Origin of the sequence: Pseudomonas sp. R32, assembly GCF_009866705.1 — a bacterium.
Classification (GTDB): domain Bacteria; phylum Pseudomonadota; class Gammaproteobacteria; order Pseudomonadales; family Pseudomonadaceae; genus Aquipseudomonas; species Aquipseudomonas donghuensis.
In genome coordinates this window covers 2,708,826-2,727,401 of sequence record NZ_CP019396.1, presented here as the reverse complement: position 1 = coordinate 2,727,401, position 18,576 = coordinate 2,708,826, and the positions used below count along the sequence as shown (strand labels likewise).

The following is an 18,576-nucleotide window of genomic DNA, read 5'->3' as shown; positions in this document are numbered from 1 at the left end:
AGCCACAGTCGTGGTTCAGGTGGTCAGGCGCTTGCGAATTGCTCCCTTCCCCTTGCTGTTGTTGATCTTCGGCCTGGCCCTTGCCTGGTCGTGCGCTGCCACGTCAGCCCCTGGTCACGCCTTGACCGTCTATGATGAAGCGCCACGCTACCCGGCTGGCTTCCAGCACTTCAGCTACGCCAACCCCGACGCGCCCAAAGGCGGAAGCCTGCGCCGCTCGGCCATCGAGATCGGCCAGTTCGACCACCTCATTCCCTATATCGACAAGGGCATCGGCGTTGCCGAGGTAGATGGTTGGCTGTACTCGCCGCTGGCCGTGCGCTCGCAGGACGAGCCCTACACGGTGTATGGGCTGGTGGCGCAAAAGCTTGAGCGCGATCCCGACGGGCACTGGCTGCGCTTCTATCTTGACCCACGAGCGCGCTTTGCCGATGGCCAGCCGATCCGCGCCGAGGATGTGCGCTACACCTTCGAGCTGTTCATGCATGCGGGCAATCTCAGGTACCGTACCCAGTTCGCCGACGTTGATGGGGTCAAGGTAGAAAACCCGCGGCAGATCATCTTCCACTTCAAAAGCAACCAGAACCGTACCCTGGCCCTGGACCTGGCGACCTTGCCGGTACTGCCCGAACACTGGTGGAAAGACCGCGACTTTGCCAATGGCGCAGGCTTCGAAGCACCGCTGGGCAGCGGCCCGTACAAGGTCGGCCGGGTCGACAACGGCCGCAGCATCACCTTCGAGCGCGACAAAAGCTGGTGGGCCCGCGACCTGCCGGTCAACCGTGGCCGCTACAACTTCGACCAGTTGCGCATCGAGTACTTCGGCGACACCGAGGTGGCGCGTCAGGTGCTGCGCGGCGGCGGTTTCGATTACAACCGCGAGTTCTCCGCCACCGCCTATACCCTCGGCTACGCCAGCCCGGCGCTGGACGATGGCCGCCTGCAGCGCGCACACCTGGCCAAGGATGCACCGCAGACCGCCCAGGGTTTTGTCTTCAACCTGCAGCGGCCGGTGTTCAAGGACCGTCGGGTGCGTCAGGCGCTGGCCCTGCTGTGGGACTTCGAGTGGAGCAACCGGCAGATGATGCGCAACCTGTACATTCGCCAGCAGAGCTTTTTCGCCAACAGTGACCTGGCGGCGCGCAGCGTGCCCGATGTGCAGGAGCTCAAGTTGCTCGAACCGTTGCGCGGGCAGGTGCCCGACGAGGTCTTCAACCAGGTGTTCGAAGCGCCGCGCACCGACGGCTCGGGGCTGATTCGCGACAAGCAACTGCAAGCGCTGGCACTGCTCGAGGCGGCTGGCTGGAAACCCCAGGGCGATCAACTGGTCAACGCCCAGGGTGAACCGCTGACGTTCACCTTCCTCAATGGCCAGGCCGGTTTCGAACGCCTGCTGCTGCCGTGGAAGCGCAACCTGGCGCAGATCGGCATCATCCTGGAAATCCGCCGTATCGACGCCTCGCAGTACGTCAACCGCCTGATGGCCCGCGACTATGACCTGATCGTCAGCGGCTATCCGGTATCACCGTCGCCCGGGCTTGAGCTGTACAACTATTTTGGCTCGGCGGCGGCCAGCGACCCTGGCTCGAACAACTACATGGTCTTGCAGGACCCGGCCGTGGACCGTCTGCTCGACGGCCTGGTCAAGGCGGCGAGCAAGGCTGACATGCTGCGTCATGCCCATGCCCTGGACCGGGTGCTGAGCTGGAACTACTACTGGATTCCCAACTATTACCCACCTGGCTCATCCACCGTCTGGTGGAACCGCTTCGGCCTGCCCGAGGTGCAGCCGAGCTACGACGAAGGCCTGGACAGCTGGTGGGAAGTCAGCCCGACGCCGCTGACCAACGCACAGATGGCCGAGCGCCTGGGGAGCCCGCCGTGATCGGCTACATCCTGCGCCGTCTGCTGCTGATCATCCCGACCTTGTTGATCATCCTGCTGGTCAATTTCGTCATCGTCCAGGCCGCGCCGGGCGGCCCGGTCGAGCAGGCGGTTGCACGCCTGCAGGGGATCGGCGGCGGTGCGCCCGGGGCCAGCGCCGAAACCCTGCACACCAGCTCACGCGCCAGCCGCGGCCTGGACCCCAAACTGCTGGAAGACATCAAGCGCCAGTACGGCTTCGACAAGTCGGCGCCCGAGCGCTTATGGCTGATGCTCACGCAATACGCCCGGCTGGACTTCGGCGCCAGCTTCTTTCGCGGTGCCAAGGTCACCGATCTGATTCTGGAGAAGATGCCGGTGACCTTGTCGCTGGGCTTCTGGGCCACCCTGATCACCTACCTGGTGTCGATCCCCTTGGGGATTCGCAAGGCGGTGCGCCACGGCAGCGCCTTCGATGCCTGGAGCAGCAGCCTGATCGTCATCGGCTACGCCCTGCCCTCGTTCCTGTTCGCCCTGCTGCTGATCGTGCTGTTCGCTGGCGGCACTTCGCTGAACTGGTTTCCGGTGCGCGGGCTGGTCTCGGAAGACTTCGACCAGCTCAGCCTGCTGGGCAAGCTCGCCGACTACTTCTGGCACCTGGTGCTGCCGGTCGGCGCGCTGGTGATCGGCGGCTTTGCCACCCTGACCCTGCTGACCAAGAACGCCTTTCTCAACGAGATCACCCGCCAATACGTGATCACCGCACGGGCCAAGGGCCTGAGCGAGCAGCGAGTGCTGTACGGGCACGTGTTTCGCAATGCCATCCTGCTGGTGGTGGCCGGCATCCCCCAGGCCCTGATCAGCGTGTTCTTTGCCGGCTCCCTGCTGATCGAGGTGATCTTCTCCCTCGATGGCCTGGGGCGCATGAGCTACGAGGCGGCGGTGTCGCGGGATTATCCGGTGGTGTTCGGTTCACTGTTCATCTTCACCCTGTTTGGCCTGCTGGTACGGCTGATCGGTGACCTGTGCTACACCCTGGTCGACCCGCGTATCGATTTTGCCACGAGGGCACGCTGATGCTTCGCCTGTCGCCGGTTTCACTCAGGCGCCTGCAGCGTTTTCGGCGCAACCGTCGCGGCTGGATTTCGTTGTGGCTGTTCGGCCTGCTGTTGCTGGTGAGCCTGGGGGCGGAGCTGGTGGCCAACGACAAGCCGTTGCTGCTGGGTTATCAGGGGCAGCTGTATTTCCCGGCGTTCAAGCGCTATACCGAGCAACAGTTTGGCGGTCAGTTGCCGTTCCAGGCGGATTACCGCAGCCAGTACGTACGCCAACTGATCGAGGGCCAGAACGGCTGGATGCTGTTTGCACCGGTGCCCTTTAGCGCCGATACGCCGAACTACGATTTGCTGGTACCCACGCCCAGCCCCCCGTCCACGGTCAATTGGCTGGGTACCGACGACCAGGCCCGGGATGTGCTGGCGCGAGTACTGTATGGCACCCGGGTGTCGATTCTGTTTGCCCTGGCGCTGACCGCCATCAGCACGCTGATCGGCATCGCCGCCGGCGCCTTGCAGGGCTATCACGGCGGTTGGGTCGACCTGATCGGCCAGCGCCTGCTGGAGGTCTGGTCGGGCCTGCCGGTGTTGTACCTGCTGATCATCCTCAGCGGTTTTGTCGAGCCGAACTTCTGGTGGTTGCTGGGGATCATGGCGCTGTTTTCCTGGCTGGCGCTGGTGGATGTGGTGCGCGCCGAGTTCCTCCGTGGGCGCAACCTCGAGTACGTGCTGGCCGCCCGCGCCCTGGGCCTGCCGGACCGCGGGGTGATCCTGCGGCACATTTTGCCCAACGCCATGAATGCCACCCTGACCTACCTGCCGTTCATTCTCACCGGTGCCATCACCACCCTCACCGCCCTGGATTTTCTCGGCTTCGGTATGCCCGCCGGCAGCGCTTCGCTGGGCGAGCTGGTCACCCAGGGCAAACAACACCTGCAGGCCCCCTGGCTGGGCTTTACCGCGTTTTTTGCCCTGGCGCTGATCCTGTCGCTGCTGGTGTTCATTGGCGATGCCTTGCGCGAAGCCTTCGATCCACGGGCATAATCGCAGCCTTTACCCCCGGCGGAGCGGCGCATGCAGGACAGTGACAGCCTCAAGGACTACCAGCAGGTGCGCCTGTTGGCGATTCGTTCGCTGTTCGAAATCATCGAGCAGTCCAGCGAAGGCACGATCATCGTCGACCGTGATGCGCGCATCGTCTGGATGAACGAGCGCTATGCCCGGCGCTTTGGCCTGGACGACGCCAGCAGTGCGATCGGCCAACCGTGCGAGAGTGTCATCCCCGGCAGCTTGATGCGCGAGGTGGTGAGCAACGGTCGGCCGATCCTGCTGGACATGCTCGACACCCCGAAAGAGCCGCTGGTGGTGATGCGCCTGCCGGTGCACGACAGCAGCGGCAAGCTGATCGGTGCCATCGGTTTTGCCCTGTTCGACGAATTGCGCAGCCTTTCGCCGCTGCTCAAGCGCTACGCCAGCATGCAGCAGGAGCTGGCCTCGACCCGCTCGTTGCTGCGCGCCCGCCAGGCCAAGTACAGCTTTGCCCAGTTCATCGGCACCAGCGCCGCCAGCCTTGAGGTCAAGCGCCGCGCCCGGCGTGGCGCCAGCAGTGATTCGCCGGTGTTGCTACTGGGTGAAACCGGCACCGGCAAAGAGCTGCTGGCCCATGCCATCCACGCGGCCTCGGCGCGGGCGCACAAAGCGTTTGTCAGCATCAACAGCGCGGCAATCCCCGAGACCCTGCTTGAAGCCGAATTTTTCGGCACCGCCCCGGGCGCCTTTACCGGCGCCGAGCGCAAGGGCCGCCCGGGCAAGTTGCAGATTGCCGAGGGCGGCACGCTGTTTCTCGACGAGATCGGCGACATGCCCTTGCCACTGCAGAGCAAACTGCTGCGCGTGTTGCAGGAGAAGGAGTACGAGCCGGTCGGTTCCAACCAGATGATCCACAGCGATGTGCGGATCATTGCCGCGACGTCCACGGACCTGCAGGCGGCGATGGCCCGTGGCGAGTTTCGTGCCGACCTGTACTACCGGCTCAATGTGCTGCCGATCCAGGTGCCGCCGTTGCGTGAGCGGCTGGACGACCTGCCGGCCTTGAGCGAGGCGATTCTTGAAGAACTGGGCAGCCAGCACGAACTGGAGGACCCGGCCCAGGCACTGCTGGCCCGGCATGCCTGGCCGGGCAATATCCGCGAGCTGCGCAATGTGCTGGAGCGGGCGACCTTGCTGGCGGATCAGCCGCGCTTGAGCGTGGGTGATGTACAGGCGGCGTTGGGCGACCTGGCGCCGCTGCAGGTCCAGCTGCCACCGCTGAGCTACAAGCAGGCCTGTGCCGATTTTGAGCGCCAGCTGCTGGAGAACACCCTGGCGCGCTGTGCCGGGAATGTGCCGGAGGCCGCGCGGCAGCTGGGGTTGGGGCGCTCGACGTTGTACAAGAAGTTGCTGGCGCTGGGCATAAAATCTCATTAAATAGAATTGTGTCTCCATATAGAGACGAACACCTCTCCCCATGGGAGCCGGCCTTGCCGGCGATGCAAGGCGTAGCCTTGCCAGGTTTTGGGCTGCTTTGCAGCCCATCGCCGGCAAGGCCGGCTCCCACAAGACCTGTCTCTATACAGAGACATACTTATTGAAACCCATTCAGAAATTAAATTTATACGTTTAAATTCAACAACTTATAAACATGGCACGATTCCCGCTATCTCCTTCGCACCAACAAAAACAAGATGCACCCAAGGAGACACTCGATGAGTGTGATCATCGACCTGGCAGCCCTGGCGCTGCTGATGCTGGCTGCCTACCGTGGTTATAGCGTTATCCTCTTCGCCCCAATTGCCGCCCTTGGCGCGGTGCTGTTGACCGACCCTGCGGCGGTCGCCCCGGCCTTTACCGGGGTGTTCATGGAAAAGATGGTCGGCTTTATCAAACTGTACTTTCCGGTGTTCCTGCTGGGCGCCGTGTTCGGCAAGCTGATCGAGCTGTCGGGCTTCTCGCGCTCGATCGTCGCCGCCGCGATCCGCCTGCTCGGCACCCGCCAGGCCATGCTGGTGATCGTGCTGGTCTGCGCGCTGCTCACCTACGGCGGCGTGTCGCTGTTCGTGGTGGTGTTTGCGGTGTACCCGTTTGCTGCCGAAATGTTCCGCCAGAGCAACATTCCCAAACGCCTGATCCCGGCGACCATCGCCCTGGGCGCGTTTTCCTTCACCATGGACGCCCTGCCCGGCACCCCGCAGATCCAGAACATCATCCCCAGCACCTTCTTCAACACCACCGCCTGGGCCGCGCCCTGGCTGGGCCTGATCGGCACCCTATTCGTGTTCTGCACCGGCATGCTGTACCTGCAGCGCCAGCGCAACAAGGCCCAGCGCACCGGTGAAGGCTATGGTTCGGCGCTACGCAACGAGCCGGAAACCGCCGCCGACCTGAAGCTGCCCAACCCATTGCTGGCGCTGTCGCCGCTGCTGTTGGTGGGGGTGATGAACCTGCTGTTCACCCACTGGATTCCGGCCTGGTACGGCAAGACCCATACCTTGAGCCTGGCGGGCATGAGCACGCCGGTGCAGACCGACATCGCCAAGCTCACGGCGATCTGGGCGGTGGAGGCGGCCTTGCTGCTGGGTATCCTGCTGGTGCTGGTGACAGGCTTTGGCGCGATCAGAAGCCGTCTGGCCGAAGGCAGCAGAAGCGCGGTCAGCGGCGCCTTGCTGGCAGCGATGAACACCGCCTCGGAATACGGCTTCGGTGCCGTCATCGCTTCACTGCCGGGTTTTCTCGTGCTCGCCGACGCCCTGCGCGCGATCCCCAACCCACTGGTTAACGAGGCGATTACCGTCACCCTGCTGGCCGGTATCACGGGTTCCGCCTCCGGCGGCATGAGCATTGCCCTGGCGGCGATGTCCGACAGTTTCATCGCCGCCGCCAATGCCGCCAACATTCCCCTTGAAGTGCTGCACCGGGTCGCGGCCATGGCCAGCGGCGGCATGGACACCCTGCCGCACAACGGTGCGGTGATCACCCTGCTGGCCGTCACCGGCCTGACCCACCGCGAAGCCTACAAGGATATTTTCGGCATTACCCTGATCAAGACCCTGGCGGTGTTCGTGGTGATTGCTACGTTCTATGCCACCGGTATCGTCTAAGGAGCACCCTATGCGTCTCAACGGCAAGACAGCAGTAGTCACCGGATCGACCAGTGGCATCGGCCTGGGCATTGCCCAGGCATTGGCCAAGGCCGGCGCCAACCTGATCCTCAACGGCTTTGGCGATGCCAGCGCGGCCATCGCCGAAGTGGCCCGCTTCGGTACCCGGGTCGGTCATCACCCGGCGGACCTTGGCGACGTTAAACAGCTCGAAGCGCTGTTCGCCTATGCCGAGCGCGAGTTCGGCGGCGTCGATATTCTCGTCAACAATGCCGGCATCCAGCATGTGGCGGCGATTGAAGACTTCCCGGTGGAGCGCTGGGATTCGATCATCGCCGTCAACCTCTCGGCCGTGTTCCATGGCACCCGCCTGGTGCTGCCGGGCATGCGCGCGCGAAACTGGGGGCGGATCATCAACATCGCGTCGGTGCACGGCCAGGTCGGCTCCACCGGCAAGGCCGCCTATGTCGCCGCCAAACACGGGGTGGTGGGCCTGACCAAGGTGGTGGGGCTGGAAACCGCCACCAGCAATGTCACCTGCAACGCCATCTGCCCGGGCTGGGTACTCACCCCGCTGGTGCAGAAACAGATCGATGACCGCGCCGCCAACGGTGTTGATCCGCAGCGGGCCCAGCATGATCTGCTGGCCGAGAAGCAGCCGTCGTTGGCCTTCGTCACTCCCGAACACCTGGGTGAGCTGGTATTGTTCCTCTGTAGCGAGGCTGGCAGTCAGGTTCGTGGCGCTGCCTGGAACATCGATGGCGGCTGGCTGGCCCAGTGACGGGCAGCCTCAACACCTGGCTGCCGCATCGTCTTTTTTACCTGCAAGGAGGCCTTATGCGCCCACTCTCCCTCACCGCGTTGTTCACCCTGACCCTGGCTGCCGCTACTTCGCTACAGGCCGCCAGCCTCAAGGATGTTGCGCCCTACCCCGAGGCCGAAAAAGGCTTTACCCGCCAGGTGATCCAACTGCCAAAGCAGGCTGACGAGTCGGCCTACAAACTCGAAGTGCTGGCTGGCAAGCAACTGGAAGTCGACTGCAACCGTCAGCACCTGGGCGGTAACCTGGAAGAACAGACCCTGCAAGGCTGGGGCTACAACTACTACCGCCTGGAAAAAGTCTCGGGCCCGGCCTCGACCCTGATGGCCTGCCCTGACGGCAAGAAAAAACAGGCTTTTGTGCCCGTGGTCGGCGATGGCTTCCTGTTGCGTTACAACAGCAAGCTGCCGGTGGTGGTGTATGTGCCGGAAGGCGTTGAAGTGCGTTACCGCGTCTGGTCGGCTTCGAACAAAGTGAAAAAAGCTACAGTGGAATAAAGCACTGCTGATCGCTGGCAATGCCGCCGGCGATGGGGTGCGCAGCAGCCCTGGCCAACCGCAAAAAGGAACGCCCATGAACGAAGTGCTCTGGCGCCCGAGCAAGGCGCGTATTCAGGCCAGTCGGATGGATGCCTTTCGCCGGCAGGTCAATCAGCAGTTTGGCCTGGCGCTGCGCAATTACGCCGACCTGCACCGCTGGAGCATCGAACAGCGTGCCGCGTTCTGGCAAACCCTTGCCGACTATTTCCAGGTGCGCTGGCAGCAGCCGGCCACTCAGGTGCTCGACGAAGGCCCGCAGATGCCCGATGCGCGCTGGTTCGCTGGCGCCACCCTGAACTTCGCCGAACACCTGCTACGGCGCCGCGACAACCATCCGGCGTTGATCGTGGTGCGCGAAGACGGCGAGCGACGGGTTATCAGCCATGGCGAACTGGCCGAACAGGTGGCCGGCCTGCAGCGCAGCTTCCAGGCCGCCGGCATCGGCGTCGGCGACCGGGTTGCCGCCTGCATGCCCAACACCTGGCAAACCCTGGTGGCGATGCTGGCCTGCACCAGCCTCGGCGCTATCTGGTCATGTTCTTCGCCGGAGTTCGGCACCCACGGCATCATCGACCGCTTCGGCCAGATCGAGCCAAAGCTGTTGATCGTCTGTGCCGGTTACCCGTACGCCGGCAAACAGATCGACCAGGTCGACAAGATCAACCAGGTACTGGCACAACTGCCAAGCCTGCAACACCTGCTGGTGGTGCCTTACACCCGCACGCACACCGCCAGCGACGAATTCATCTGCCAGGCCCGGGTCAGCCTCTGGGACGATTTCTACCAACCCGGCGGCGAACCGCAGTTCACCCCGCTGGCGTTCAATCACCCGCTGTACATCCTCTATTCCAGCGGCACCACCGGCGTGCCCAAGTGCATCGTCCACGGCGCCGGCGGCGTATTGCTGCAGCACCTCAAGGAGCACGGCCTGCACAATGACCTGGGCTCGGACGACGTACTGTTCTACTACACCACCTGCGGCTGGATGATGTGGAACTGGCTGGCCAGCGGCCTGGCCGTGGGGGCCACCCTGGTGCTGTACGACGGCTCGCCTTTTCATCCGGGCCCCGAACGCCTGCTCGACCTGATCGACAGCGAGCGCATCAGCGCATTCGGCACCAGCGCCAAGTACCTGGCAGCCCTGGAGCAAGCCGACCTGCGCCCGCGCCTGAGCCATTCACTGGACTCGCTGAAATTGCTGCTGTCGACCGGCTCGCCGTTGTCGCCGGAAAGCTTCGACTACGTCTACCGCGAATTCAAGCGCGACCTGTGCCTGGCATCGATGTCGGGCGGTACCGATATCGTCTCCTGCTTCGTCATCGGCAACCCACTGCTGCCGGTGCGCCGCGGCGAGATCCAGTGCAAGGGCCTGGGCATGGCCGTTGAGGTCTGGGATGACGATGGCCATGCGCTGATCGGTGAAAAAGGCGAGCTGGTCTGCACCCGGCACTTTCCGGCCATGCCCCTGGGCTTCTGGAATGACCCGCAGGGCGAGCGCTTCCAGGCGGCCTACTTCAGCCAGTTCCCCGGGGTCTGGGCCCAGGGTGATTACGCCGAGGAACGGTCCGAGGGCGGCATGCTGATCCACGGTCGCTCGGACGCGGTGCTCAACCCCGGCGGCGTGCGTATCGGCACGGCGGAAATCTACCGCCAGGTCGAGAAGGTGCATGAGGTGGTCGAAAGCGTCGCCATCGGCCAGCGCTGGCAGCATGATGTGCGGGTGGTGCTGTTCGTGCGCCTGCGCGACGGCCTGCAGCTGGACGACGCCTTGCAGGCGCGAATCCGCCAGGTGATCCGCAGCAACACCACGCCTCGGCATGTGCCGGCGGTGATCGCCGCGGTGACGGATATCCCGCGCACCATCAGCGGCAAGATCGTCGAGCTTGCGATTCGCAACGTGGTGCACGGGGAGCCGGTGAAAAATACCGACGCCCTGGCCAACCCCGAGGCCCTCGAGCAATTTCGCGACCGCCCGGAGTTGCGCAATCAGGCATAATGCGCGGTTTTAGCGCTTTACGAAGGTACGTTGAGATGAAAGCACAGGCCCGGCATATTCTGGTCAAGACCGCCGAAGAAGCCGAACAGCTCAAGCAGCGCATCGCCAAGGGCGAGGCGTTCGATGTGCTGGCCAAGAAATACTCCACCTGCCCGTCAGGCAAACGCGGCGGCGACCTGGGTGAAGTGCGCCCGGGGCAGATGGTCGGCGCCATCGACCAGGTGATTTTCAAAAAGCCGCTGCGCACCGTGCACGGCCCGATCAAGAGTAAATTCGGCTATCACCTGGTGCAGGTGTTCTACCGCGATTAAAGGCTGTCGCGGCGCCGCTGCGAGCGCAGGTTGCGCTGATCCTCCAGATCATTGCGCAGGCCGACGATCAGGTTGGAAATCGCCCGGCTGCTGGTCAGTTGCTCGGTGCTGATGCCGGTGACCAGCAGGTCGACCCGCTCGCAGCTGCGGTCGAACACCCGTACGGTCAGCGAACGGTCGGCCGCCAGGGTGCACTGGCAGCGGGTGGGTAAAAAACTGCTTTCTATGATGTTGCGCAACTCCAGGGTCGAGAGCATCGGTACGTCTCCTTGGCAGGTGGCGGACAGCGGTTCCTGTTGCCCGATCCAGCTCCAAGCCTAGGTCATATTCCTCAATTGAATCAGACCCTTTCACTATAAGCAGCGCAGGCTTTGGCCGGCCTCCGGGCAGTGGAAGCAAGTGGCCACCTAGCATTTTTGTCAGTTGTCGATATTTCTGATTGCTCTATACATCAGGGCACGACCCTCCAGTGCTCGCAGGAAAGCTGGAGCCGCAGTGGTCAATGCCCTGTATGGAAATGGAGCCCGCCTGATGCGCACCTCGCTTATCGTGGTACTCAGCGCCCTGCCTTTCACTGCCATTGCCCAGAACGTGGTGGTCGGGCCCGGCGATACCCTCGGCGCCGTGCTACAGACGCCGTTTATCGATGACTTCCTGATGACCGGCGGCACGCTGCAGTCCCTGGCCCAGGGCGATGCCCGCGATACATTCAACATGTCGGCGGGACGGATCATCGGTGCCTTCGAAGACGGTGACGTGGCGTTCTTCTCCGGTGGCAGCATCGGCCGGGTCGACATGAAGCTGGACAACAACATTTTCAGCATGTCCGGCGGCACCATCGTCGGCAACCTGGTCACCGGCTTTGGCAACGACCAGATCTTCCTCAATGCCGGTACTATCGGCGGCAATATCAGCACCAGTGGCGGAACCGATGTTTTCGTGATTACCGGCGGTACGCTGCAAGGCAACCTGCTGGCCAGTTTCGGCAATGACTCGCTCAAATGGCAGGGCGGCGTTATTCGCGGCACTGTCGACATGGGCGGTGACGATGACGTGGCAGTGCTCAAAGACCTCGCCAGCCCGGTGCTGAACATCACCGTCAACGGCGGTGCCGGCGTCGACAGCCTGACCTTCGATAACAGCCAGCCGGTGGGTGGTGATCGCTATATCAACTGGGAAAGCGTCAACCTGATTAACGCCAGTGTGTTCAAGCTGGACAATACCCTGACCCTGGGCGATGCCAGCGCCGTTACGGCGCCCACCCGCCTGAACATCGACCCCAGCAGCTCGCTGGTCTCGCGTTCCGGGACCATCAACCCCTTCACCGCCGGCCAGCCGCTGACTGTCAACAACAGCGGGCTTGTCGACCTGAGCAGTGGCGGTGACGCCCAAGGGCGGCTGACCATCAACGGCAGCTACGTAGGCAACGGCGGTACCCTGAAGCTCAACAGCGTACTGGCCGGCGACGGTGCAGCGTCCGATCGCCTGGTAGTCAGCCGGGGCACGATCTCCGGCAGCACCAACCTGCAGATCAGCAACTTCGCCGGTGCCGGTGCGGTGACCCGCCAGAACGGCATCCAGGTGGTTGAAGCAATCAACGGAGCGACCAGCAGCAACACGGCCTTCGTCCAGACCCAGACCTTGTCGGCCGGCGCTTTTGACTATCGTCTGTTCAAAGGCGGGGTGACTGCTGATAGCGTCAATAGCTGGTACTTGCGCTCCACGGTGATTGCCCCGGTACCACTGCCTGGGCCGCAGCCTGAGACGCCGGACCCGGTTACGCCTGTAGATCCGGTTGATCCTGTGGTCGCGATACCGCCCCCCACCCCGGGCCCAGCCCCCGGCCAGCCTGACTTGCCACCACCGGCGCCCGGCGTGAGTATCCCCCTGTACCGGCCGGAAGTTGCTGTTTACGCCGCCGCGCCACGGGCTGCGGCGTTGATTGCGCGCTCGGCGCTGGGCACCTTTCATCAACGCCAGGGCGACCAGAGCCTGCTGAGCGAAAACGGCGCGGTATCGGCCAGTTGGGGACAAGCCTACGGCAACAGTTTCCATCAAAGCTGGTCGGGCACTGTCAGCCCCAGCCTGGATGGCAGCCTGTACGGCTTCAAGGTCGGCCAGGACCTGTGGGCCTGGCTCAACGATGACGGCCTGCGCCAGCATGTTGGCCTGTATGTCGGTCACAGCCGCTTGAACGGCGATGTAAAGGGCTTCGCCCTGGGCGTCGAGGACAGCAAGGTCGGCGACCTGAAACTCGACAGCGACAGCGTCGGCGCCTACTGGACCCTGATCGGCGCGCAGCAGTGGTATGTCGATGCCGTGCTGCAATACTCGGACCTCGACGGCCGGGCGAAATCCGATCGAGGCGACAAGCTCGACCTCAACGGCCACGCCTGGAGCGCGTCGCTGGAAACCGGCTACCCGATTGCCCTGTCGTCGCAATGGTTCCTGGAGCCCCAGGCACAGATCATCGCTCAGAGCGTCTCGCTGGACAGCGCCGAAGACAGCGTTGCCCATGTCAGCTACGACGCCCAGACCGAGTTGACCGGGCGCCTCGGCGTACGCCTGGAAGGCAACTTCAAATCAGGCGCAGTGCCGTTGCTGCCCTACCTGCAAGTCAATATCTGGCACGGTGACGGTGGTCGCGACACCCTGACCTTCGATGACCTTGACCAGATCAAGACCGACTACCGCTACACCTCGATGGACATCGGTACCGGCCTGGTCGCGCAGATCAACCGGAACTTCAGCGTGCATGCCGGTATCGACTACGCCAGCAACCTCGATGCCCACCAACAGGAGCGCGTCGGCGCCAACCTCGGGATACGCCTGAGCTACTAAGCCCGCCGTGCTGCCAGCAAGCCGACCCCGGCGCAGCCGAGCAGCGTGGCACTGACCCGATTGAACAGCCGCCGCGGGCCGGGCTGGTTGAACCAGCGCTGCAGGTAGGCGCCCAGCCAGCCGTAAATGGCAATGGCCAGCCATTCCAGCAACAGGAACATCCCGCCCAGCCAGGCGAACTGCTCGGCCACCGGCAACGGGCTGCCGACGCTGATGAACTGCGGCAAAAAAGCGGTGAAGATCAGAATCGCCTTGGGGTTGCCGGCCGCCACCCAGAACTCCTGGCGCGCCAGGCGCAGCGTACCGCGGCGACGCTCACTGAGCACGGCAGCCTCGGCCACTGGCGCCCGCCACAGCTGCCAGGCGATGTAGAACAGGTAGGCGGCCCCCAGCACCTTGATCACCAGGAACAGGTATTCGCTGGTGTGCAGCACCGCTGCCAGGCCCATGGCCGCCAGCACGATCATCCCGGCAAAGGCGAACAACCGGCCAATCCCCGCCACACAGGCCGTTCGCAGGCCATACCGGCTGGCATTGTTCAGCGACAACAGGTTGTTCGGCCCGGGGGCCATGTTCAGGGCAAAGCAGGCCGGGATGAACAGGGCCAGGGTGGTCAGGTCCATGGAGGCGCTCCGGTGGCGAAAAACCCAAGGTTCCCCTCGGCGCTGTACCCGCGTCAAGGTACAGCTGGGCGACAAAACTGTGCAGCCCTTGGCGGGCCGTGCAGTGATAGACTTCTGGCCACGTTTTCATCGGCCCCTGCACATGCCTCAGCCAACTGACGCCGCCCGTACAGCGTTCTGGCGCGACCCGGCCTTGCCCTATGTCGAAAGCCGCCGCGCCTGCGACAGCCGTGCCTGCTACAAGGCGCACAGCCATCCAACGTTCTCCATGGGTGCGGTCGATCAGGGCTGCAGTGTGTTTAGCGGTGCGAGCAAAGCGCAAACACGCCTTCACCCTGGCACCCTGGTGTTCGTTCCGGCGCACTGCGTGCATGCCTGCAACCCCGAACCCGGGCTGAGCTGGAGTTACCAGATGATCCATCTGGACGCCGCCTGGCTGCAGACCTTGCGCCTGGAATCGGCACTGCTGGCGCAGGTAGAGGGAACGCCGGCGCACGTCACGCGCAACCGGTCGACCTACGCCCGTTTTACCCGGCTCAACGATCTGTTGTTCTCTGCGGCCAGTACCCATGAGAAAGAAGCCGCCTTGATCGCGTTCATTGGCGATCACCACAACCCGCCAACCCAGACTTTGTCGCAGCCACCGCAACGCCTTGAGCGCAACCTTGAAACGTTGCTCCAACGGCTTGCACAGGACGACGCCGGCAGCCTGTCGCTGGGCGAGCTGGCGGACAGCGTCGGCCTAGGCCGTTATCAACTGATCCGCGCGTTCCGTGCCGCGACCGGCTTTACCCCTCATGCCTGGCAGTTGAACCAGCGCATCAACCGCGCGCGCCAGTGGTTGCGCAAGGGCCAGGACATGGCTGACATCGCCTATCGCCTGGGCTTTGCCGACCAGAGCCACTTCCAGCGCGTGTTCAAGGCCCACACCGGCGCAACGCCTGGGCTGTACCGCGGCTGACCCCGCAATTTTGTTCAATACAGGCTCCTTGCACGGCACCGACAATCAGCCCCCCTATCGCTGAAGAAGTCCGTCATTCATGGAGCAGTTTCTGATCGTGGCGGCAGCGCATTTTCTTGCCCTGCTGTCGCCTGGCCCTGATTTTTTCCTGGTTGCCCGTACGTCGATGAGCGCCGGCTGGCTCAAGGCGACTGGCGCCTGCCTGGGTATCGCCCTGGCCAACGGCGTGTTCATTGTTGCCGCCTTCAGCGGGGTCTCGGCGCTGCACCCGGACAGCGCGCTGTTCGTCGCCCTCCAGCTGGCCGGCTGCGCCTACCTGCTGTACATCGGTGTGCTGTTCATTCGCCATGCCGGCGCAAGTTCGCTGACCCAGGTCAGCGTTCGGGCCAATGCCTTGAACAGTCCCTGGCTTCAGGGCCTGTTGATGGGCTTTCTGTCTGCAATCCTCAACCCGAAGAACGCCCTGTTCTATGTCAGCCTGGCCAGCATGGTCAGTGGTAGCCAGACCAGCGCAGGCTGGAAACTGACGTACGCAGTGTGGATGTTCAGTGCGGTGTTGCTGTGGGACATGCTGGTGGCCGCAGCCATCGGCAATCTGCACGTGCGCCGGCGCTTTGCGCGACTGCTGCCATGGCTTGAACGGGTTTCGGGCGCGGTGCTGATACTGTTGGCGCTGGGGGTGCTCACTCACCTGGCCTGGCGTTGAGCAGGCTCAGGCTGCCCAGGTCGAGCAGGCTGAACTGGCCGCTGGCCCAGCCGCCGGTGTCGATATGCCAGATGTTGCCCAGCACCCGCACCTCGCGCTGCGGGGTATGCCCGACGATCAACGCTCGCAGCCCCTCGACGGGCGTAGCATCGCCGCTGTACAAGCGCTGGCGCGACCATTGGCAAACCTCCTGGACCTCGCTCGGTGGCGTACTGGCCAGCAGCTCACGCAACTGCGCCCAGTGGCGAAACGGACAATCGGCATGCAACAGGCCGATCAGACCGTCCGCGGTTTCTACCTCCAGCGCCAGCGGCAGGCGCCGAAAGCGCTGGGCAAACCGCGCCTGTTCATCGGCGCTCAGGGCCAGGAACCAGCCGCCGCCAGCGGCGCGGTACTGGCCATAGTCGAGCATACCGCCGTCGACATGGGTGACCGCCAGGGCTTCATGGTTGCCTTGCACGGCATGGAACCAGGGTTTGTCCAGCCAATCCAGCGCCTGCGGGCACTCCGGGCCACGGTCGACCAGGTCGCCAACGCTGAACAGGCGATCTACCGCCGGATCGAAGCCTATCGCCGTCAGCCGCTCCTGCAGGCGCGAAAAATGCCCGTGGATGTCCCCCACGGCAATGTCCCGCCCATGCCGGTTGGCTGTAAATCGTTCGATCCTGCGCACTGCCGACTCCTCTGCTTTCAATCATCACAGGCGTACAATGAAGCCTGTGCAGCGAACTGCGCAAGGCTGCACCCGGAGGTGAATCATGCGCCCTGCCCTGACTCTGGCCACGCTCAGCCTGCTGGCATTCAACAGCCTGGCGCAAACGCCGGCCAGCCCCAACGTCGAAGTCACCTTCGACAAACCCGAGCACTTTCGCGACGCCAGCCTCGACAGCAACGGCTACCATCGCGGTGCCGACGCCTATGTGATGAAGGAACTGAGCGCCTACCTGGTCAAGCTCGGCCAGCGCTACCTGCCCGCCGGTCAACGCCTGCGCATCGACATCCGCAATATCGACCTGGCCGGCCAGTACGAACCGTGGCGGGCCAATGCTTACTCGGTACGGATCATGCGTGACGTTACCTGGCCCAGTATCGACCTGCACTATGCCTTGTCGCAACAAGGCCAGACCGTAAGCCAGGCTGATGCGCACCTGACGGACAAGTTTTACCTGCAACGCCCGGGGCGGCGCGCCGACACCGACCGCCTGTATGCCGAGAAAGCCATGCTTCAGGAGTGGTTTGGCAAGCAGTTCAGCGTACAACGGCAGACCTCGGCCCAGCCCTAGCGGCGAACCGAGCCCATGCCTGAGAGTCGAAGTCTTTAACAGGCTTGCCATCAACGGTGGCGAGGAGTATCCCATGGTCACCCACTACAGGACCGCCGGCCACCTGGCCTGCGGTCGCCACGGTAAAAACCTGATCGCCACCAGCGAGCTCAATCGGGTCAAATGCCGCAGCTGCCGCAACACCGAGGCGTTCAAGACCGCACGCAAGGACCAGCGCAATGCCGCGCGGCGCGCGCGCAGGGCCAACACTCACCCCACCGGCAACGACTGGCGCAGCGCCTGGATCGAGCGCCTGAGCGCCCTGCCCGGCCGCCAGCGTTTGCCGCGCGGATTTTACGGCCAGGGCTTCGTATGAGCCCAGGCCTTTATCTGACGTTGATCAGGCGCTTGAGCGCATTCGGCGCGATGAATCGGTGAAATGGCGCGACCGGCAGCATGTACAAACGCCCGAGACGATTGTGGGTGTGCACCACCGTGGACACCACAATCTCGCGACGGTTGTCGGCGCCCAAGGGTAAGCGCAGCAGCGAGATATACACGTCCAGGTGCTTGTCGCGGTCGACCAACAGTACTTCATCCGGGCTATTGCTGATCAGGGTGAAAATACCGACCCGTTCATTGACCTGGTAAGACGCCTCGTCGCGCTGAAGGTCGATTCTCGACAAGCGCCCCAGGTCTTTCAGGCCAAACAGCTGCACCGCGCGATTGCGCAGCACCATCAGGTTGTCGATCCAGCGGGGCATGCTGCTCATCAGCAACAGAAAATGGCCGAGCGCCGAGCGTTCGGCGTTGATCACCGGCGCTCGGTGCGCATCGACGAAATCGGCACCGGCCAATTGCACATGGATCTGCGCACTGCCCGGTACCGCACAGCGTGTGATGAGGGTGTTCATCTGCAGGTTTCCTTACGAGCAGGGACGGACGCCGAGGTCTTCAAAGAAGCGCAGCAAGTAACCATCCGGGTCCTGGATGAGGAAGTTGCGCTGGCCTACTTGCTTTGCTTCGCTGCGGTACCAGTGGTCTTCCACCCCGCGGCGCAAGGGATAGCCTGCGGCCTCGAACGCACCGGCCAGCGCATTGGCATTTTCACACAGGATCTGCAGGTTCAGGCCACGCCCGAACGGCGCCTGCAGCGGGCCGACGCGCCATGGCGACTCGCTGTGCCAGTCCTGTTCGAGCATGATCTGGCTGTGGCCAAGCGAGAGGAATGCAAAGTTGTCCTCCGTGCGCTGGTACTCCACGGAAAAACCGCCCGTGGCGCAATAAAACCCCAGGCTGCGCTGCAGGTCGGTGACGATCAGTTCCGGCACCAGTGCGTTCATCTTGAACATAGGGATATCCATACAGGGTAACGACTGATCTCGCCTCGGTGCTCGCAACTGAGCACGTGGTCACCGTCAGGTCGATGACCGGCACATTCTTGCCATTGCAAGCTGGCAAGG

General features: G+C 63.5%; 19 protein-coding genes. 14 read left to right on the top strand and 5 right to left on the bottom strand.

Annotated elements, in window-relative coordinates:
• Positions 1 to 52 precede the first annotated feature (52 nt).
• The 9 genes from PspR32_RS12935 (at position 53) to PspR32_RS12895 (ending at position 10,720) form a co-directional block, all read left to right on the top strand.
• Entirely contained in the window at positions 53 to 1,885 is a 1,833-nt protein-coding gene (locus PspR32_RS12935) for an extracellular solute-binding protein (RefSeq protein ID WP_232531886.1), read from the top strand.
• Positions 1,882 to 2,940: a microcin C ABC transporter permease YejB gene (locus PspR32_RS12930; protein WP_010226516.1), complete on the top strand. Its 1,059-nt coding sequence runs from the start codon at positions 1,882 to 1,884 to the stop codon at positions 2,938 to 2,940. The genes PspR32_RS12935 and PspR32_RS12930 overlap by 4 nt, the downstream gene beginning before the upstream one ends.
• Positions 2,940 to 3,962 (top strand): ABC transporter permease, encoded by a 1,023-nt coding sequence (locus tag PspR32_RS12925; RefSeq protein ID WP_159388635.1) that lies wholly within the window; start codon positions 2,940 to 2,942, stop codon positions 3,960 to 3,962. The genes PspR32_RS12930 and PspR32_RS12925 overlap by 1 nt, the downstream gene beginning before the upstream one ends.
• 30 nt (positions 3,963 to 3,992) lie before the next feature.
• Entirely contained in the window at positions 3,993 to 5,384 is a 1,392-nt protein-coding gene (locus tag PspR32_RS12920; protein WP_159388634.1) for a sigma-54 interaction domain-containing protein, read from the top strand.
• Positions 5,385 to 5,662: 278 nt separating this feature from the next.
• Entirely contained in the window at positions 5,663 to 7,054 is a 1,392-nt protein-coding gene (locus PspR32_RS12915) for a GntP family permease (protein ID WP_159388633.1), read from the top strand.
• 10 nt (positions 7,055 to 7,064) lie between these two features.
• Positions 7,065 to 7,835 (top strand): 3-hydroxybutyrate dehydrogenase, encoded by a 771-nt coding sequence (hbdH, locus tag PspR32_RS12910; RefSeq protein WP_159388632.1) that lies wholly within the window; start codon positions 7,065 to 7,067, stop codon positions 7,833 to 7,835.
• 56 nt (positions 7,836 to 7,891) lie between these two features.
• Positions 7,892 to 8,371: a serine protease inhibitor ecotin gene (gene eco, locus PspR32_RS12905; RefSeq protein WP_010226508.1), complete on the top strand. Its 480-nt coding sequence runs from the start codon at positions 7,892 to 7,894 to the stop codon at positions 8,369 to 8,371.
• A 76-nt stretch (positions 8,372 to 8,447) separates the two neighbouring features.
• Positions 8,448 to 10,409, top strand: coding sequence for an acetoacetate--CoA ligase (locus PspR32_RS12900; protein ID WP_159388631.1), 1,962 nt, complete (start codon positions 8,448 to 8,450; stop codon positions 10,407 to 10,409).
• Between the two features lie 35 nt (positions 10,410 to 10,444).
• Positions 10,445 to 10,720 carry a peptidylprolyl isomerase gene (locus tag PspR32_RS12895; protein WP_007932676.1) on the top strand — a complete coding sequence of 92 codons (276 nt, stop codon included), beginning with the start codon at positions 10,445 to 10,447 and terminating at the stop codon, positions 10,718 to 10,720.
• Here PspR32_RS12895 and PspR32_RS12890 read toward each other — a convergent pair.
• Positions 10,717 to 10,977 carry a DUF1652 domain-containing protein gene (locus tag PspR32_RS12890; protein ID WP_036995672.1) on the bottom strand — a complete coding sequence of 87 codons (261 nt, stop codon included), beginning with the start codon at positions 10,975 to 10,977 and terminating at the stop codon, positions 10,717 to 10,719. The genes PspR32_RS12895 and PspR32_RS12890 overlap by 4 nt on opposite strands.
• A 274-nt stretch (positions 10,978 to 11,251) precedes the next feature.
• Here PspR32_RS12890 and PspR32_RS12885 point away from each other — a divergent pair, with 274 nt between their 5' ends.
• Positions 11,252 to 13,561 (top strand): autotransporter family protein, encoded by a 2,310-nt coding sequence (locus tag PspR32_RS12885; protein WP_159388630.1) that lies wholly within the window; start codon positions 11,252 to 11,254, stop codon positions 13,559 to 13,561.
• On the opposite strand, the gene PspR32_RS12880 is transcribed toward PspR32_RS12885, so the two are convergent.
• A complete protein-coding gene (locus tag PspR32_RS12880) occupies positions 13,558 to 14,184 on the bottom strand; it encodes a LysE family translocator (protein WP_036995674.1) in 627 nt (208 codons plus the stop codon). The two genes, PspR32_RS12885 and PspR32_RS12880, sit on opposite strands and share 4 nt — an antisense overlap.
• A gap of 142 nt (positions 14,185 to 14,326) precedes the next feature.
• Between PspR32_RS12880 and PspR32_RS12875 the strand changes: the two genes are divergently transcribed.
• Together PspR32_RS12875 and PspR32_RS12870 are read left to right on the top strand one after the other, a co-directional pair.
• The gene (locus tag PspR32_RS12875) at positions 14,327 to 15,145 is read left to right on the top strand and encodes an AraC family transcriptional regulator (RefSeq protein WP_159388629.1); all 819 of its coding nucleotides are present in this window, start codon (positions 14,327 to 14,329) and stop codon (positions 15,143 to 15,145) included.
• Between the two features lie 79 nt (positions 15,146 to 15,224).
• On the top strand, positions 15,225 to 15,851 hold the full coding sequence (locus tag PspR32_RS12870) for a LysE family translocator (RefSeq protein ID WP_159388628.1): 627 nt from the start codon (positions 15,225 to 15,227) through the stop codon (positions 15,849 to 15,851).
• Here PspR32_RS12870 and PspR32_RS12865 read toward each other — a convergent pair.
• The gene (locus tag PspR32_RS12865) at positions 15,829 to 16,524 is read right to left on the bottom strand and encodes a metallophosphoesterase (RefSeq protein WP_010226490.1); all 696 of its coding nucleotides are present in this window, start codon (positions 16,522 to 16,524) and stop codon (positions 15,829 to 15,831) included. The two genes, PspR32_RS12870 and PspR32_RS12865, sit on opposite strands and share 23 nt — an antisense overlap.
• 85 nt (positions 16,525 to 16,609) lie before the next feature.
• On the opposite strand from PspR32_RS12865, the gene PspR32_RS12860 reads away from it, so the two are divergent.
• Together PspR32_RS12860 and PspR32_RS12855 are read left to right on the top strand one after the other, a co-directional pair.
• Complete coding sequence (locus PspR32_RS12860) at positions 16,610 to 17,134, top strand: DUF3016 domain-containing protein (protein ID WP_010226488.1); 525 nt, start codon at positions 16,610 to 16,612, stop codon at positions 17,132 to 17,134.
• 73 nt (positions 17,135 to 17,207) lie between these two features.
• The gene (locus tag PspR32_RS12855) at positions 17,208 to 17,489 is read left to right on the top strand and encodes a hypothetical protein (RefSeq protein ID WP_159388627.1); all 282 of its coding nucleotides are present in this window, start codon (positions 17,208 to 17,210) and stop codon (positions 17,487 to 17,489) included.
• Positions 17,490 to 17,499: 10 nt separating this feature from the next.
• Here the strand turns inward: PspR32_RS12855 and PspR32_RS12850 are convergent, their stop codons facing one another.
• Both PspR32_RS12850 and PspR32_RS12845 read right to left on the bottom strand, forming a co-directional pair.
• A complete protein-coding gene (locus PspR32_RS12850) occupies positions 17,500 to 18,027 on the bottom strand; it encodes a DUF2867 domain-containing protein (protein WP_036995678.1) in 528 nt (175 codons plus the stop codon).
• A gap of 12 nt (positions 18,028 to 18,039) precedes the next feature.
• Entirely contained in the window at positions 18,040 to 18,465 is a 426-nt protein-coding gene (locus tag PspR32_RS12845) for a bleomycin resistance protein (RefSeq protein WP_010226483.1), read from the bottom strand.
• Between the last annotated feature and the right edge of the window lie 111 nt (positions 18,466 to 18,576).

Bases quoted from the DNA above. Each gene is read 5' to 3' on its own strand.
- PspR32_RS12925 (WP_159388635.1), top strand. From the start codon at position 2,940: ATGCTTCGCCTGTCGCCGGTTTCACTCAGGCGCCTGCAGCGTTTTCGG.
- PspR32_RS12920 (WP_159388634.1), top strand. From the start codon at position 3,993: ATGCAGGACAGTGACAGCCTCAAGGACTACCAGCAGGTGCGCCTGTTG.
- PspR32_RS12915 (WP_159388633.1), top strand. From the start codon at position 5,663: ATGAGTGTGATCATCGACCTGGCAGCCCTGGCGCTGCTGATGCTGGCT.
- hbdH (WP_159388632.1), top strand. From the start codon at position 7,065: ATGCGTCTCAACGGCAAGACAGCAGTAGTCACCGGATCGACCAGTGGC.
- eco (WP_010226508.1), top strand. From the start codon at position 7,892: ATGCGCCCACTCTCCCTCACCGCGTTGTTCACCCTGACCCTGGCTGCC.
- PspR32_RS12900 (WP_159388631.1), top strand. From the start codon at position 8,448: ATGAACGAAGTGCTCTGGCGCCCGAGCAAGGCGCGTATTCAGGCCAGT.
- PspR32_RS12895 (WP_007932676.1), top strand. From the start codon at position 10,445: ATGAAAGCACAGGCCCGGCATATTCTGGTCAAGACCGCCGAAGAAGCC.
- PspR32_RS12890 (WP_036995672.1), bottom strand. From the start codon at position 10,977: ATGCTCTCGACCCTGGAGTTGCGCAACATCATAGAAAGCAGTTTTTTA.
- PspR32_RS12885 (WP_159388630.1), top strand. From the start codon at position 11,252: ATGCGCACCTCGCTTATCGTGGTACTCAGCGCCCTGCCTTTCACTGCC.
- PspR32_RS12880 (WP_036995674.1), bottom strand. From the start codon at position 14,184: ATGGACCTGACCACCCTGGCCCTGTTCATCCCGGCCTGCTTTGCCCTG.
- PspR32_RS12875 (WP_159388629.1), top strand. From the start codon at position 14,327: ATGCCTCAGCCAACTGACGCCGCCCGTACAGCGTTCTGGCGCGACCCG.
- PspR32_RS12870 (WP_159388628.1), top strand. From the start codon at position 15,225: ATGGAGCAGTTTCTGATCGTGGCGGCAGCGCATTTTCTTGCCCTGCTG.
- PspR32_RS12860 (WP_010226488.1), top strand. From the start codon at position 16,610: ATGCGCCCTGCCCTGACTCTGGCCACGCTCAGCCTGCTGGCATTCAAC.
- PspR32_RS12855 (WP_159388627.1), top strand. From the start codon at position 17,208: ATGGTCACCCACTACAGGACCGCCGGCCACCTGGCCTGCGGTCGCCAC.
- PspR32_RS12850 (WP_036995678.1), bottom strand. From the start codon at position 18,027: ATGAACACCCTCATCACACGCTGTGCGGTACCGGGCAGTGCGCAGATC.
- PspR32_RS12845 (WP_010226483.1), bottom strand. From the start codon at position 18,465: ATGTTCAAGATGAACGCACTGGTGCCGGAACTGATCGTCACCGACCTG.